General features: G+C 42.9%; 16 protein-coding genes. All 16 read right to left on the minus strand.

Going from position 1 to position 15,047, the window contains the following annotated elements; translation table 11 throughout:
- Nucleotides 1–45: 45 nt before the first annotated feature.
- Nucleotides 46–765, minus strand: a complete 720-nt coding sequence (locus ACZ5GY_RS07350) for an ABC transporter ATP-binding protein (RefSeq protein ID WP_213690821.1) — start codon at nt 763–765, stop codon at nt 46–48.
- Nucleotides 758–1,546, minus strand: a complete 789-nt coding sequence (locus tag ACZ5GY_RS07355) for an ABC transporter ATP-binding protein (protein WP_464111708.1) — start codon at nt 1,544–1,546, stop codon at nt 758–760. The genes ACZ5GY_RS07350 and ACZ5GY_RS07355 overlap by 8 nt, the downstream gene beginning before the upstream one ends.
- The gene (locus ACZ5GY_RS07360; protein WP_213690819.1) at nt 1,543–2,589 is read right to left on the minus strand and encodes a branched-chain amino acid ABC transporter permease; all 1,047 of its coding nucleotides are present in this window, start codon (nt 2,587–2,589) and stop codon (nt 1,543–1,545) included. The genes ACZ5GY_RS07355 and ACZ5GY_RS07360 overlap by 4 nt, the downstream gene beginning before the upstream one ends.
- Nucleotides 2,589–3,482 (minus strand): branched-chain amino acid ABC transporter permease, encoded by an 894-nt coding sequence (locus tag ACZ5GY_RS07365; RefSeq protein ID WP_213690818.1) that lies wholly within the window; start codon nt 3,480–3,482, stop codon nt 2,589–2,591. The genes ACZ5GY_RS07360 and ACZ5GY_RS07365 overlap by 1 nt, the downstream gene beginning before the upstream one ends.
- 94 nt (nt 3,483–3,576) lie before the next feature.
- The gene (locus ACZ5GY_RS07370) at nt 3,577–4,710 is read right to left on the minus strand and encodes an ABC transporter substrate-binding protein (RefSeq protein WP_213690817.1); all 1,134 of its coding nucleotides are present in this window, start codon (nt 4,708–4,710) and stop codon (nt 3,577–3,579) included.
- Between the two features lie 137 nt (nt 4,711–4,847).
- Nucleotides 4,848–5,309, minus strand: coding sequence for a transcriptional regulator NrdR (gene nrdR / locus ACZ5GY_RS07375; protein ID WP_213690816.1), 462 nt, complete (start codon nt 5,307–5,309; stop codon nt 4,848–4,850).
- 74 nt (nt 5,310–5,383) lie between these two features.
- Complete coding sequence (locus ACZ5GY_RS07380) at nt 5,384–5,848, minus strand: GatB/YqeY domain-containing protein (protein WP_213690815.1); 465 nt, start codon at nt 5,846–5,848, stop codon at nt 5,384–5,386.
- A gap of 6 nt (nt 5,849–5,854) precedes the next feature.
- Nucleotides 5,855–6,043: a 30S ribosomal protein S21 gene (gene rpsU, locus ACZ5GY_RS07385; protein WP_213690814.1), complete on the minus strand. Its 189-nt coding sequence runs from the start codon at nt 6,041–6,043 to the stop codon at nt 5,855–5,857.
- Between the two features lie 34 nt (nt 6,044–6,077).
- A complete protein-coding gene (locus tag ACZ5GY_RS07390; protein WP_213699639.1) occupies nt 6,078–6,419 on the minus strand; it encodes a histidine triad nucleotide-binding protein in 342 nt (113 codons plus the stop codon).
- Between the two features lie 29 nt (nt 6,420–6,448).
- Entirely contained in the window at nt 6,449–7,429 is a 981-nt protein-coding gene (locus ACZ5GY_RS07395; protein ID WP_464111709.1) for a J domain-containing protein, read from the minus strand.
- Entirely contained in the window at nt 7,426–8,982 is a 1,557-nt protein-coding gene (locus tag ACZ5GY_RS07400) for an Hsp70 family protein (protein WP_213690811.1), read from the minus strand. The genes ACZ5GY_RS07395 and ACZ5GY_RS07400 overlap by 4 nt, the downstream gene beginning before the upstream one ends.
- Nucleotides 8,983–9,073: 91 nt before the next feature.
- Nucleotides 9,074–10,378 carry a tRNA (N(6)-L-threonylcarbamoyladenosine(37)-C(2))-methylthiotransferase MtaB gene (gene mtaB / locus ACZ5GY_RS07405; protein ID WP_464111710.1) on the minus strand — a complete coding sequence of 435 codons (1,305 nt, stop codon included), beginning with the start codon at nt 10,376–10,378 and terminating at the stop codon, nt 9,074–9,076.
- The gene (locus tag ACZ5GY_RS07410) at nt 10,375–11,241 is read right to left on the minus strand and encodes a 50S ribosomal protein L11 methyltransferase (RefSeq protein ID WP_213690809.1); all 867 of its coding nucleotides are present in this window, start codon (nt 11,239–11,241) and stop codon (nt 10,375–10,377) included. Before ACZ5GY_RS07410 ends, mtaB begins: the two co-directional genes overlap by 4 nt.
- An 80-nt stretch (nt 11,242–11,321) precedes the next feature.
- Nucleotides 11,322–12,464, minus strand: coding sequence for a molecular chaperone DnaJ (gene dnaJ, locus ACZ5GY_RS07415; protein WP_464111711.1), 1,143 nt, complete (start codon nt 12,462–12,464; stop codon nt 11,322–11,324).
- A 13-nt stretch (nt 12,465–12,477) separates the two neighbouring features.
- A complete protein-coding gene (dnaK, locus tag ACZ5GY_RS07420; RefSeq protein ID WP_213690807.1) occupies nt 12,478–14,310 on the minus strand; it encodes a molecular chaperone DnaK in 1,833 nt (610 codons plus the stop codon).
- A 59-nt stretch (nt 14,311–14,369) separates the two neighbouring features.
- Entirely contained in the window at nt 14,370–15,026 is a 657-nt protein-coding gene (locus ACZ5GY_RS07425; protein WP_213690806.1) for a nucleotide exchange factor GrpE, read from the minus strand.
- Between the last annotated feature and the right edge of the window lie 21 nt (nt 15,027–15,047).

Below are 15,047 nucleotides of genomic sequence, written 5' to 3' on the forward strand. Positions count from 1 at the left end.
CATCCGTCCCCTTGCTTTTCATAACAATTTATTATACTACTATTTTTAGCCGCCCAGATAGGCTTCTTTTACTCGCGGATTTTTCAACAACTCTTCGCCCGTACCTGAAAGGACAATGCTTCCCACTTCCAGAATATAGGCATAGTTGGCGATTTTAAGGGCTGCAAAGGCATTCTGCTCTACAAGAAGAACGGTCTTCCCCTGTGCGTTGATTTCCTGAATAATATCGAAAACTTCTTTAACAAGCATGGGAGCCAACCCCAAGGAAGGTTCATCCATCATAACAAGTTCAGGTCTGCTCATTAGAGCACGTCCTACGGCAAGCATTTGCTGCTCTCCTCCAGAAAGAGTTCCACCTTTTTGCCAGGCGCGCTCTTTAAGTCGAGGGAAGAGGGAATAAACGTGATCGATATCTTTTTGAATGCCTTCTTTATCGTCACGTATATAAGCACCCAAAAATAGATTTTCTTCAACAGTGAGATGGGGAAGGATCCTCCGTCCCTCAGGGCTCATGGCAATTCCTTTTTTAACAATATTTTCTGGAGCTTTGCCCAATATATTCTCTTCTATGCCGTTGCCGTTCGTATATAAGATTTTACCTTTAGCTGTTTTAACAAGGCCGGCAATACTTCTGATCGTACTGCTTTTACCTGCACCATTGGCCCCTATTAACGTTACAATCTGCCCTCGTGGAATATCGAGACTAATGCCCTTGACAGCATGAATACCGCCATAGTAAACGTGAAGATCTTCAACCTTAAGCATTTTTCGCGTACTCCTCTCCTAGGTAAGCTTCGATAACTCGAGGGTTAGACTGTATTGCTTCCGGATCTCCCTCGGCAATAAGCTTCCCATAATCAAGAACCCATATATATTCACAGATTCCCATGACTACTTTCATATCATGTTCTATAAGAAGTATTGTCAAGTTGAATTCATCTCTGATTCTGCGAATAAAAGCCATGAGTTCTACAGTTTCGAGGGGATTCATTCCTGCAGCTGGCTCGTCTAAAAGCAAAAAGCTTGGTTCAGTGGCCAGTGCACGAGCAATTTCAAGACGCCGTTGCGCTCCATAGGGTAAAGAACTTGAAAGCTCATCCGCATGTTGAGCCAACGCAACTGACTCCAGCAATTTCATTGATTTTTCTCGAATTTCCTTCTCTTCCCTGATCATTGACGGGATAAGAAAAGGAGCCATCCACCATTTACTTTTCTGTCGTACGTGACAACCTATCATTACATTCTGCAAGACAGTTTCATTCGTAAAAAGTCGTATGTTCTGAAACGTTCTGGCAATGCCCGTTTCGCACACTTTATATGGGGGAAGTCCTGTAATTTCATTGCCGTTAAAGAAAACTCTTCCCTCTGTCGGAGTATAAAAACCGGTAATCATATTGAATACTGTCGTTTTTCCTGCTCCGTTGGGACCAATGAGTCCGACAATGCTTCCCTGGGGAACTGCCATATTTAAGGAGTTAACAGCTGTCAATCCTCCGAAACGCATAGTAATTTCTTTGGTTTCAAGCACTGTTTTGACCTGATTCATTCTGTCTTTCCCCCTTTAGAGAAACGAGCGAATAAACCATCCCAGGTCAATTCTCTCATTCCCATAATGCCCTCTCTTCTGAAGAGAATAATGAAAATAAGGGCTAGAGAGAAAATAACCATTCGCATTCCGGGAATTCCGGGAATTTCAAAAGAACCGATGGTGAGGGGGTTTTCCACAAAACGAAGCCATTCAAGCAATATGGTGATAATGATGCTGCCTAAAACACTTCCAGTAATGGATCCCAAACCTCCGGCTACGGTAATCATGAGAATATTGAAAGTCAGAAGGAAGATAAACATCTTAGGGTCGATAGTTGTAATAAGGCTCCCCATGAGAGCTCCGCCGATACCAGCAAAAAATGATCCTATGGTAAAAGAAATGACACGATATTTGAAGGTATTGATCCCCATATTTTTGGCCGCTATTTCGTCGTCTCGGATAGCCTTGAGGACATTACCAAAATTGCTATTGATAAATTTCACCATAACGTAAAGGGTAAACAGAAGCCAACCATAATTCCACCACAAATTAGAATAGGAGGGAATTCCTTTAATACCGAGAGCTCCATTTGTTATTGGTGTTATGTTCGTCAGAACTACACGAATAATTTCGGCAAAACCAAGGGTAGCGATACCGAGGTAATCGCCTCCAAGACGCAACACCGGAAGAGCAATCAGTAAACCAAAAAAGCCAGCAACGAGACCTCCTGCTAAGACTGCTACAAGGAAAGGAGCGCTCATAACAGAAAAGGGCCATACAATTGGTTCCAAAATCCATAAGGCCTGTTTCTGAGCCGGACTCAAGATTAATATGGCACAAACATAGGCACCAATAGCCATAAATCCTGCATGTCCCAAAGAAAACATTCCGGTGAAACCATAAATCAGGTTGAGGCTGAGTGCAAGAATAGCATTGACAGCCACGAGATTGATTACCTGAATTTTATACCCATCAAGGTTTCCCTGTGCCCAGTACATAAAAAGTGCCAAAAGGCCAATTCCGCATAAATTAAGTATGAAATTTCTCTTCTTTTTATCCATCAGATCTTGTCCTCCAACTTCTCCCCCATTAAGCCGGTAGGCTTTATGAGGAGGATAACGATCAGAAGAATAAATGCAAATGCATCGCGATATCCAGAAAGAGCGGGGAAGAAGGCCACAACCATTATCTCAATAATGCCAAGAATCATTCCCCCAGTAACCGCTCCCTGAATAGAGCCGATACCGCCAAAAACAGCTGCTATAAAAGCCTTAAATCCAGGAATAACCCCCATGAAGGGGTTAATTTGAGGATATCGCAGTGCCCACATGATACCCGATGCTGCCGCTAGGGCCGAACCGAGAGCAAAAGTTATGGCTATAACTTTATCAACGGAAACGCCCATAAGACGTGTCGTTTCAATATCCTTGGAAATTGCCCGCATAGCCAAACCTGGTTTAGTTTTATACACGACCCACAGTAACCCGATAACAAGAAGAAATGTTACAAGAGGAACGACTATTGCTAAGGGTAAAATTCTAACTCCTCCAACTTTGATGACACGTACAAGCCAATCGGGACGAGCCACTGGTCTAGGAAGACCAGTAAAAATGACGAGACCAAGGTTTTCTATAAAGAAAGAAACGCCAATAGCACTAATAAGAGCAGAGATACGGGGCGCGTTCCGAAGAGGACGATATGCAACACGATCTACCAAAATTCCACAAAAAGTCGAAAGTATTACAGCAACAATAACAGCTATTCCCCACGGCAATTTAGTAAGAGTGACAGAGAAAAAGACAAAATAAGCACCAAGCATAAAAATATCGCCATGAGCAAAATTGATAAGACGTAAAATTCCATAAACCATAGTGTAGCCAATGGCAATAAGGCCGTATAGAGAGCCAAGGGTAATAGCATTAAATAAATGCTGAATAAACATATTTAGGCTCACAGCAACTTCCCCCTTGTGAAAAGGCAGGAAGGAAATTATCCTTCCTGCCTCTATAGAAATTAAAATTTACTGAAAAGAGACATGAAAGGCCATTTTACATTTCAGGCTTCACTGTACCTATAAATGTCTTTTTACCTTCCTTGATCATAACAATTCCTACTTCTTTTTCAGCATCGTGAGTCTCATTAATCGTGGTGTTACCTGTTACTCCGGGGAAGTCTTTCGTTTCGGTCAGAGCCTTGGTAATCGCTTCTGGCTCAGCGTTTCCAGCCCGTTTAATGGCATCGATAACGAGAAGATACGAATCATAGCCAAGCGCTGCATTGACGTTAGGATCTTTATCGGGGTGAGCCTTTTTCCAATTCTCAGTAAACTGTTTGGCAAGAGGACTCATATCTTTCATAGATGGGTCATATGGGAAAGTTGTATGCATAAAGCCTTCGACCGCTTCTCCACCAATAGTAACTATCTCTGGATTATCCATGGCATCTCCGCCCATTATCTTAAACTCTGCTCCGAGTTCAGCAGCCTGTTTCATGATAATGGCACCTTCTGCAAAGTAAGAAGGAATAAACATAATGCCAGGTTTCTTACTGATAATTTCAGTAAGCTGGGCCGTGAAATCCTGATCTCCAGTGTTATATTTAAGTTCAGAGACTATCTCTCCGCCCAGTTTTGCAAAAGACTGTTTGAAGAAGCCTGCCAAACCAACGCTATAGTCGTTAGAAACATCAACAAGAACAGCGGCTTTCTTTATACCAAGTTCGCGAATTGCGTATGTTGCAGCAGCTGCGCCCTGATAAGGATCTATAAAGCACGCACGGAAATAATACTTTTTCCCTTGGGTTACGAGAGGATTTGTGCATGATGTACCCATAACAGGAATTCCCGCTTTTTCTGCTACTTCTCCACCAGCCATAGCCAAAGAAGATCCATAGGTTCCTATAATAGCTATAACTTTTTCCTTTTCGATCAGTCGTTTAACAGCATTTGCTGACTCAACTTTGTCTGACTTATTATCAACAACGATAAGTTCAATTTTCTTTCCCATCACTTCTGGTATTTCTTCATGAGCCATTTTCACGCCGTCCAACTCCAACTGACCACCGAAAGCATTCTGCCCTGTCAGGGGAAGATAGACACCGATACGAATCGTATCCTGGGCAAAAGCCCCCCCTGTAAGAAGCAGAACCATTGCCAGAGCCAATGCTACTCTTCTCAGCTTCATAAACCAAACCCCTCCTTTTTCATATTAATAAAAAGATATATGAGTATAAGATACAGAAAGATAATGTAATTATACACGAATATCCAATCAAACAATGGTATAAATTTTAACTAGAGAGACGATTATATAGAAAAAGACTATTCTCTTTCGTCAGAAAGACGTGAAATTTCACGCTGGAAACTTGAGAGGTCAGTAAATTCACGATATACAGAGGCAAAACGGACGTATGCTACTTTATTCAGTAACTTGAGTTCTTCCATAACTTTTTCTCCAATGAGAGAGACTGGAATTTCCCCATAACCACTTGAACGGAAACTTTCTTCTATACGAGAAGCTACTTCCTCAATCTGCTCTAAGGAGACTGGAAGTTTCTCGCATGCTTTGCTAATCCCCCTTGTAATTTTTTCCTTATCAAAAAATTCTCTGCTTCCGTCTTTTTTGATAACACGCAGGGTCTTTTTTTCTTCAACTTTTTCATACGTTGTAAAACGCGCCAGACACTCGGGACATTCGCGACGACGGCGTACGACACGTCCTTCATCTGCAGTACGTGTCTCTATCACCCTTGTTTCCATTGCTCCACACTTAGGACATCTCATATAGGGTCCCCCTCTAAAGTGACATTAAAAATAAAAGCCGGGTATAATACCCGGCTTTTATTTTTATACAAAAGTTAATCAACGAGAGACTGCAAATACGATTGAACCCGGGTTTTAACTCTTTTCCCATCAGCCCGGCCTCGAATCTCCCCCATCAAACGCCCCATTACTCGCCCCATATCTTTGGGCCCCGTAGCTTTTGAGGCAGCAGCAGCTTTCTCTATCATTTCATCAAGCTCTACATCAGAAAGCTGTTCAGGAAGATAAACTTCAAGGAACGTAGCTTCTTTCAATTCTTCTGCAGCCCTATCGGCGGCTCCACCGGCAGAATATTGTTCTGCAGATTCATGTCTCTGTTTTATGAGACGTTGGATAAGAATCACAATATCTTCGTCTGTAAGTTCCGTCGTGCGCCCTTTTTCTGTTTGGGCTTTCTGTATTTCTGATTTCAACATTCGCAACGTTGAAAGTTCCATATCTTGTCTCGCTTTCATCGCTGCCACAAGATCTTTTTGAATACGTTCCGACAGATTGCTCACCTTAAATTACCCCCTGGATTTGCCCCGTCGTTTTCTGGCCGCTTCGGCCCTTTTCGCTTTCTTCACTTCGCTTGGTTTCTCGTAATGTTCGCGTTTACGTGCCTCGCGAAGGGTTCCAACTTTCGAAACCTCACGTTTAAAACGTCTAAGCGCATCTTCTAGGGACTCGTTATCTTTCCGAATGATCGTAGTCATACTGGATCCCCCCTTTCTGTGCCACCCACATTGACTAACCTGGTGGCCAGCGGAACGACCGTCCCGCCAACAGGTGAACATGAAGGTGGGGGATTGTTTGTCCAGCTTGAGCACCACAGTTAATAACTAACCTGTAACCGGATTTATTCAAGCCAAGCTCTTTGGCAACATACGTTACTGATGCCATAAGATCGGCCCAAAGACTATTTTCGCTAACTTCGGCTGATGAACCAACGTGCTCTTTGGGAATAATAAGCACATGAACAGGAGCCTGAGGATTAACATCCCTAAATGCTACGACCTTAGAATCTTCATAAACGATATCAGCATTTAGCTCTTTTTTAATAATTTTACAAAAAAGACAACTTTCGCTCACCAAAACCCACCTCTCAGCTTCACGTTATTCTATACCAGATTTTTATTCCGGACAATAGACCCCGCCCAAACTCGTACACTTGCTGCACTATGAGATTGAGCAAGCAATTTTATTTTCGTCATGGTCCAAGAGGGTACATTTTCTTCTCTTCTCAATATTTGCAAAAGGGGAACGAGAATTTCTTCTTTATCTTTCTTTAGAAGACGAATTAAACTTAAATCGTCGGGAAGCCCTTTCCCATGAGGCCATCGTGTCAAAGCTTTCGCTACAACATCTTCCGATGGATGGGAAAGAAAACGTTCGAGATATATTTTACGTTTATCGAAGCGTGCAATCCAGCGCAAAAAAGAAAGAGCTACTTTCTCTGTAAGCTGAGAAGCTTTTGCAGCTACCGCTTCTGCAATTGGAATAAATCTGTTCTGAAAATATATTCCATCAAAAATGTACTGTAACACGTATTCGTCTTCAGGATACGCTTGAATCATTTCTGCAAAAGAATCAACGACACCTTTTTCATCTAAATGATTGAAAAGGAGAGATGCCGCCAGAGATCGAACTTCAGGATGGGAACTTAAAAGCCTCTTTTGTGACCTATAAAAATCTGATTCCCCCTGTTTTTCTGCAACTTTCTCCATAAGTCTAGCCATTTTTATTTCTGCTTCAACTATTATTTTTTCTGTAAGAAGATGCCTTATTTTTTCAGGATTCGCTTTTTTTTCTGTACGTTGCGATTGAGCTTTTCTAAAACCCTCTCTTTTTGGCTTCGTACGAGTATAACGATCTTTAGTTGTCTTTGTTTCTTTGCGAGTAAGACTGGTTCCCTTCTTTTTCAAAAAAAGATATGCCGCCGTAATCTTTTCAAACTCTGCTGCCGTCTGAGGTCCTGCTATATCAGGATGGCATGTGCGTGCCAAGCGTCTAAAAGCAGAGCGAATTTCTTTCATTGAAGCGCCAGAAGCAACGCCAAGGATTGCCAGACTTTCTTCGATCTGAAGTGATATATCTGTCATAGGGAAACCCTCTCCATTTCACGAACCATCTCTTCAAGAATAGCTACAGCATCCCCATAAATAGATTTATCGGAAAGTGTTCTGGCGGAACTAAAAAGAGACAAAAGCCTGCCTTGTTGCTCTGAAGGTAGAGCAATAGAAACACGGGCTAAACGTTTTTCCAAATCTTTTATTTCCGGCGGTACAGGGTTTTCCTTTAACGTACATTCTTCTACCGTAATATCAGGAATTGCTATTCTCTCTCCATTTTTTCTTTGAAGCTCTATAGCAAGAAGTCCGTTAGAATCTACGGAGAAAAAGAGTTCAACTTCTTCTTTTTCTGAAAGAAAGTCGATCGTTACCTGATTTAATGTTGAAAACTGCCCCTCAGATGTTCCTTGCATTATATGCAAATCCAAACTGCCGTTAGCAATGCTTATAAATCTTTTCGAAGCCTTACAAGGAAGAGGTGAGCCTTTTTGAAGAACAGAAACAAAATCGCCAGTTGCAGAGCGGATACCAAGATCTTGAGAAAGAACATCTATCAAAAAACGTTTTTCTGAACTTGCTCCAAAAAGAGCTGCGCCAATAGCAACAGCCTCATCAGGACATTGATTCAAGTGATCAGGTCGGGCAACTCGTTCTTCAAGCATTGAGTGCAATAAAGGTATGCGACTGCTCCCGCCTACAAGCAAAAGACGTTGAGGAGAGTACTTTTTCCAAAGTTCACTTACTATATTAACCACTTTATGAAGCATGGGGCGCATAAGACGCTCCAATTCCTCTCTTCTTATCAATATCGGTTTGCTTGACTGACAAATTCCAAAGGAAGGCAACCACGTAAAGGAAGAACACGTCGAGAGAGCTACTTTTATATTCTCCGCCTCACCAAGGAGGTACCGCCAGAGCGCTTCACTATCTGCTGACGTTTTAGAGATCAATGAAAGTCGTTTCTGAAGCATGCGAGCGAGAAGAAAATCAATTTCTCTTCCCCCTATACACGAATCACCGACACTCTCTAAAACCTGCCATATACCCTGTTCAGCTTCAACTACAGAGACATCGACAGTTCCCGCTCCAAAATCTAAAATTAGAGAGAGCCCTTCTTTTCCATAGGCAAACGCTGCAGCTGTAGGCTCGTTAATTATTTTTATTTCTTCAAAACCAGCTTTATCCGCAGCTCGCGCAACAGCTTGTCGCTGGGAAAAATTAAAAGAAGCAGGAACAGTGAGGACACACGACGTTATAAAACGAGTTAGTGTTGCTTCCGCATCCTCTCTGACCAACGAAAGAAGGGGGACTAACAGTTCTTCTGGAGAGAAGGTACGCCGACCACATCGAATAGGTCCGGTACAAGCTATATGCCTCTTCATATCCCAATATGTGTACTCTGGAAACGCCACTTCACGACGAGCAGCCTCCTCGCCAGCAAGCCACCCCTCGGATGCCCACGAAACAACGGAGGGAGTTTTTTTCAATCCCCACCGATTCGAAAGCACTTCAACTTTGTCATTAATTTTGCAGGCCGCCAGGGCATATCGAGTTCCAAGATCTATCCCAAGCATAGAGTCCATACAAACAGACCGCCTTCCACTTATAGCATTGAGACTCCGCTTAATCTATATTCATTATACCAGTGTAAGAATTCATTTTCAGGAATCGGCCTTATGCATAGAATTGCTCTGATGCATATTTACGTGGAGAAACCTCAATTATTTGGCCGACAGACATCTTTCGGGGAACAACAGCTTTTACAAAAAAGGGAGCTAATCCCGAAGATTCGTTTTCTCCTGCCTCCTCTATTAGGATAGGGAAGGTCTTACCTATCCACTGAGAACAATACTCATTCAGAAGTTTTTCGCCAGTTTCTAAAACCCGATGCACTCTCTCCTGAATTATTTCATGCTGTATCTGTCCTCCCAAAGAGGCAGCTTTTGTTCCCTTTCTTCGTGAATAAGGGAAAACATGTACTTTACCAAATTTTACATTTTCCATTAGGGCGAGAGTATTGGCAAAAGCCTTTTCGTCTTCACCTGGAAATCCTACGAGAATATCCGTACTTATATGCACATTATCGCCAAGAAAACGACGAACCTTTTTTACTGAAGTCATATAGTCATTTACACTATATCCACGAGCCATCTTTTCTAGCACTCCGTCATCTCCGCTCTGGAGAGGGAGGTGAAGATGAGGACAAAATTGAGGTGTTTCTGCCAAAGAGCTAAGCAGTTCATCATCTATCCCAAATGGTTCAAGGGAACCAAAGCGGATTCGTTTCACTCCAGAAATTGCTCCTATTTGCCGTACAACTTCTCCAAGTGAAACCTCTCCATACTTACCATAAAGACCAAGATGAACTCCTGTGAGCACTATTTCAGAACATCCTGAATCCACTATTGAACAGACCTCTTTGAGGAGGTCATTAAGAGGACGACTTACCGGATTCCCCCGAACAAAGGGGATAATACAATATGTGCAGAAATGATTACATCCGTCCTGTATTTTTACAAAGGCTCGGCTATGAAGAAGAGGGTGATATTGAAACAAATGATCCCATTGGGCATCACGAAGGACATCGCTTCTCATATCAGTAAAAGCCACGGGCTGATTCGACGAAAAGGCCATACTGAAAAGAGAGGGTATTTGCCACTTTTGCCGGTTTCCTACAAGAAAGTCAACTCCTAAAACTTGCGCGAGGTGAGATTCAGCTTGTTGAGCCCAACAACCTGTAGCAACGATAACGGCTTGTGGTGCCTGCCTTCGTAAGCGTCTTAAAAGCTGTCGACTTTTTTTATCAGCCACAGCTGTTACAGTACATGTCACCAGAACAGCACCGTCAAAAGGTGGCTCGCTTACAATATCTGCCCCAGCAGCCTGCAACATAGAAGCAAGGGAGTCTGCCTCAGACTGATTGGACCGACACCCCATAGCAATAATACAAATTTTCTTCCCTTTGAGCTGACTTATCATTTCTTAGTTACTGCCACTCCCCACCAATCGTTTCTTTCAAGCTCATCAATAATTTTTAGACCTGCCTTATTAAGCGTCTCGATAAATGTATCTTTTTCCTTCGTCAGGAGGCCAGAGAAAATCGCAATTCCTCCATCGCATAAAGCATGGGGAACATCAGGAATCATAGACATAAGAGGTTCTATTATAATATTTGCCATTAATAAATTTACGGTATGATCGAAACCTTGAAGAAGATTTCCTTCTTTAAGATCCACCTCTTCTTTATAAATGCCATTGAGTTCCATATTATTCAACACTTCATTGAGTACTGCAGGATCAAGATCTCTTGCATACACTTTACCAGCGCCAAGTCGAATAGCACCAATAAAAAGAATGCCTGACCCTGTTCCAATGTCAGCTATATTCCAGTGAGGTTTCATGTGACGTTCCAAAAGTGTCAAAGCAATCTGGGTGCTTTCATGATATCCAGTGCCAAAGGCCGAACCAGGATAAATATAAAGGGGAATGCGATCGTTAGGTTCCGATCCACGATGCCAAGGAGCCAATACAACAAACTTCTCTCCTACGGGAAGGGGAGGAAAGGCTTCTTTCCATTCTGTATGCCATTGGCGATTTTCAATTTTTCCCATGTCCACTACACTTATTCCAGGGAAGGATTCTAAAACATGATTAAGCAATTCGAGCCAATATCCGAGATCGTGAGACGTTCGGTAATAAATTCGAAGACGAATTTTCCCAGAGCCTTCATGTTCCTCTGACCCTATCCCTCCAGAAAGATCTGCTAAAGAAGAAAGTGCTTCTTCTTGCTCAGATCCTCCTTCAAGTGTTATATACCACCAGAAACTATCTGCCCCGGTCATTATTCGTCCTCCTCTAAATCATTTCATTATGAAAATATAGGGAAAAAACGGGGAGCCGCAAAGACAGCCCCCCCGATTCGTTAAGAGCCAAAAATATTTTTAAATTTCGCAAAAAGTCCTTCGTCTTTAACTTCAAGCTCCATCTCTTTTGCTAGACCTTCAATCAGAGCCCTTTGCTTTTCAGTAAGCCGAGTAGGAACCTCTATCGTTACATGTACGAACAAATCGCCACGACCTCGGCCACCTCTCAGCTTAGGCATTCCTTTTCCTCGCACGCGGAAGACCTTTCCTGGTTGCGTACCTGCAGGAACATCAAGCTCTTCTTTACCGTCGATAAGCGTTTCCAAATGGATCACTCCGCCTAAAGCCGCAGTGGGAAATGCTATAGTTTCCTTTTTATGTAGATCAGCTCCGTCTCTTTTAAAGACCGGATGCTCATCTACATTGATAACGAAGTATAAATCTCCAGACGGACCTCCGTTTAAACCGGCTTCTCCCTCTCCTTGAATACGAAGACGCGTTCCAGTATCCACTCCAGCCGGGACCTTTACTTTCACCCGGTGAGTTTTTCTGACACGTCCTTCTCCGTGACATTCTGAGCATTTATTTCGAATGATCTGCCCCGTACCTCCACATTCAGGACATGGGGTCACTGAAACAAATTGACCAAAAGGCGTCTGTTGACGCACTTCAACCTGACCAGTTCCTCCACATCTTGAACACGTTTCAGGAGATGTTCCAGGTTCTGCTCCACTACCGTTACACTTTGAGCACGTTTCCCACCTTGGTATATCTACTTCATGATCAATTCCCAAGGCAGCATCCTGAAGCGTAATTGTAAGGCGCATTTCAAGGTCGGATCCTCGCCGGGGAGCTCTAGGATCTGAACGGCGTCGACCCATTCCGCCACCAAAAATATTATCAAAGATATCTCCAAAGACATCTCCCATTCCGCCAAACCCATCAAAGGGACTACCTCCTGGCGGCATATCGCCTACAGTTCCGAACTGATCGTATTGAGCCCGCTTTTCTGAATCACTCAGAACTTCGTAGGCTGCATTTATTTTTTTAAACTTTTCTTCGGCTTCAGCGTTCCCTGGATTCGCATCGGGATGATACTTCCGAACAAGCCGCCGATAGGCTTTCTTGATATCAGCAGCCGAGGCATCCCGGGGAACGCCAAGTATTTCATAAAAGTCTTCCTGCGCACCGGGAGCTGGCACCTCAGATCACCCCTTACGCCTGACTCTGATCACTAAATTCAGCGTCTACTGTTTCTCCAGCCTGCTCAGAGTCTGCACTCTGCTGTGATTCTTCGGCGCCTGGATTGGAATCAGCTCCAGCCTGACTATACAAGCGAGTGGAAAACTCTTGAATTTGTTTAATAAGAGCCTCTTTGGCCTCTTTCATCTTCTCTAAGTCAGAACCTTCAAGGGATTTCTTTACATTTTCTATAGCCGTATTAATTTTTCCTTTTTCCTCAGCAGATATTTTATCGCCGTGATCTCTCATTAATTTTTCGGCCTGATATACAACGCCATCGGCCTCATTCTTAATTTCTGCCGCTTCTTTACGTTTCTGGTCTTCTGCTTCGTTTTCCTCTGCCTGCTTCGTCATCTTATCGATTTCGTCATCGGAAAGCCTTGAAGACTGAATTGTAATTTTCTGCTCCTTACCTGTTCCTTTATCCTTCGCAGATACGTTCAAAATTCCATTGACGTCTATATTAAATGTGACCTCAATCTGGGGTATTCCCCGTGGTGCTGCAGGAATCCCGTCAAGAACGAAACTTCCCAGCTTTACGTTATCAGCAGCCATAGGACGCTCTCCCTGCAAAACCATTATTTCAACCTGGTTCTGGTTGTCTGCAGCTGTCGTAAAGACTTGGCTACGAGAAACAGGAATAGCTGTATTTCGTTCAATTATCTTTGTGAAGACGCCACCAAGAGTCTCAATTCCCAAAGAAAGAGGAGTGACATCAACTAGAACTATATCTTTATGGTCTCCAGATAAAATCGCTCCCTGAATAGCAGCTCCTGCAGCTACGCATTCATCAGGGTTAATGCCTTTGGTCGGTTCCTTTCCAAGCAGATCTTTAATCTTCTTCTGAACCATAGGCATACGAGAGGAACCACCAACAAGCAATACTTTATCGATCTCGTTAGCTGTTAAGCCTGAATCCTTTAACGCACGCTTTACAGGCCCTTCTACTCTTGCCATAAGGTTATATGTAAGCTCCTCAAATTTAGCGCGGGAAAGAGACATTTCAAGATGTTTGGGACCAGTCTCATTCGCCGTAATGAAAGGCAAGGAGATGGTTGTTTCAGGCATAGAAGAAAGCTCTACCTTAGCTTTCTCAGCAGCTTCACGCAAACGCTGCAAAGCCATACGGTCATTATTTAAATCAATACCTTCGGCCTTCTTAAACTCACTTACCATCCACTCGACAATGCAGTTATCCCAATCATCTCCGCCGAGTCTGTTATCTCCAGATGTTGCAAGTACTTCGTATACTCCTTCTCCTACATCAAGGATGGAAACATCGAAGGTTCCGCCGCCAAGGTCAAAAACAAGCAACTTACTCTCGCCCTGTTTAGAATCTCCATAGGCAAGGCAGGCAGCTGTAGGCTCGTTGATAATACGTAATACTTCAAGCCCCGCAATTGTTCCTGCGTCCTTCGTTGCCTGACGCTGAGCGTCTGTAAAATATGCAGGAACCGTTATGACAGCCTTCGTAACAGACTCGCCAAGATAGTCCTCTGCATCACGCTTCATTTTTTGTAAAACCATGGCTGAAATCTCTTGCGGCGTATACGGCTTATCGTCAACTTTCACGGTCTTTTCAGTACCCATGTCTCGTTTAATCGACATAATAGTACGATCGGCATTGACAATAGCCTGACGTTTGGCTAACTGGCCCACAAGTCTTTCATTATCTTTCGTGAACGCTACAACAGATGGAGTGGTTCTGGCTCCTTCAGCATTAGGGATAATAGTAACGCTGTCGCCTTCTTTAACGGCAATACAGCTATTCGTTGTCCCAAGGTCTATTCCTACTACTTTTGACATGAATATCACCTCTATAAAAAAGAGTTAGTTTTTTGTATGTATTTTTAAATATTAACGCGCTATGCGTCTTTTTCCTTATCTTTATCGCTATTTATACTCGCATCAGAATCTTTTTTACCTACATATTTGCCTACTTTTACTCTAGATGCTCGAACAACCTTATCCCCGATCTTATACCCCGTTTGAAGTTCTGTTACGATAACTCCATCTTTTTGAGGATCATCAACGGCTTCTATTCCTACCGCTTCGTGGCAAAGGGGTGAAAAACTCTCTCCCACAGTAGGAATCTCAGAGACACCGGCACTCTCCAAAACTCCGAAAAACTGCCTACGAATCATCAAGACACCCTTTCGTATATCATCTTCTGCAAAATCACCCGATTGATTCAACGCTCTATCGAAGTTATCGAGAACTGGCAATAACTGCAAAATCAAATCCTCATTAGCTAAACGGATATACCTCTCTTTATCTCGCTCTACCCTGTTTTTAAAATTAAAAAAATCAGCCCTGGCCGAAGCTGCAGCTGTTTTAAGGGCACTATTCTCCGTTTTAAGCTCTTCTATAACTTTTTCCATCTCTTCTTTTTCTTTAACTAAGATTTCCATCTCATCCTCATTCTCAATAAGATGTGCAGACTCTTCTAACACATCGGTCTGGTTTTCCTGAACGACCTGATCGTCTTGTCTTTCACATTTATCTTTATCTACAGGGGCCATAAAGGTGAAACCTCCTTAAAT

This window comes from Aminobacterium thunnarium, from assembly GCF_055390565.1.

Bases quoted from the DNA above. Each gene is read 5' to 3' on its own strand.
- ACZ5GY_RS07350 (WP_213690821.1), bottom strand. From the start codon at position 765: ATGCTTAAGGTTGAAGATCTTCACGTTTACTATGGCGGTATTCATGCT.
- ACZ5GY_RS07355 (WP_464111708.1), bottom strand. From the start codon at position 1,546: ATGAATCAGGTCAAAACAGTGCTTGAAACCAAAGAAATTACTATGCGT.
- ACZ5GY_RS07360 (WP_213690819.1), bottom strand. From the start codon at position 2,589: ATGGATAAAAAGAAGAGAAATTTCATACTTAATTTATGCGGAATTGGC.
- ACZ5GY_RS07370 (WP_213690817.1), bottom strand. From the start codon at position 4,710: ATGAAGCTGAGAAGAGTAGCATTGGCTCTGGCAATGGTTCTGCTTCTT.
- nrdR (WP_213690816.1), bottom strand. From the start codon at position 5,309: ATGAGATGTCCTAAGTGTGGAGCAATGGAAACAAGGGTGATAGAGACA.
- rpsU (WP_213690814.1), bottom strand. From the start codon at position 6,043: ATGACTACGATCATTCGGAAAGATAACGAGTCCCTAGAAGATGCGCTT.
- ACZ5GY_RS07395 (WP_464111709.1), bottom strand. From the start codon at position 7,429: ATGACAGATATATCACTTCAGATCGAAGAAAGTCTGGCAATCCTTGGC.
- ACZ5GY_RS07400 (WP_213690811.1), bottom strand. From the start codon at position 8,982: ATGGACTCTATGCTTGGGATAGATCTTGGAACTCGATATGCCCTGGCG.
- mtaB (WP_464111710.1), bottom strand. From the start codon at position 10,378: ATGATAAGTCAGCTCAAAGGGAAGAAAATTTGTATTATTGCTATGGGG.
- ACZ5GY_RS07410 (WP_213690809.1), bottom strand. From the start codon at position 11,241: ATGACCGGGGCAGATAGTTTCTGGTGGTATATAACACTTGAAGGAGGA.
- dnaK (WP_213690807.1), bottom strand. From the start codon at position 14,310: ATGTCAAAAGTAGTAGGAATAGACCTTGGGACAACGAATAGCTGTATT.
- ACZ5GY_RS07425 (WP_213690806.1), bottom strand. From the start codon at position 15,026: ATGGCCCCTGTAGATAAAGATAAATGTGAAAGACAAGACGATCAGGTC.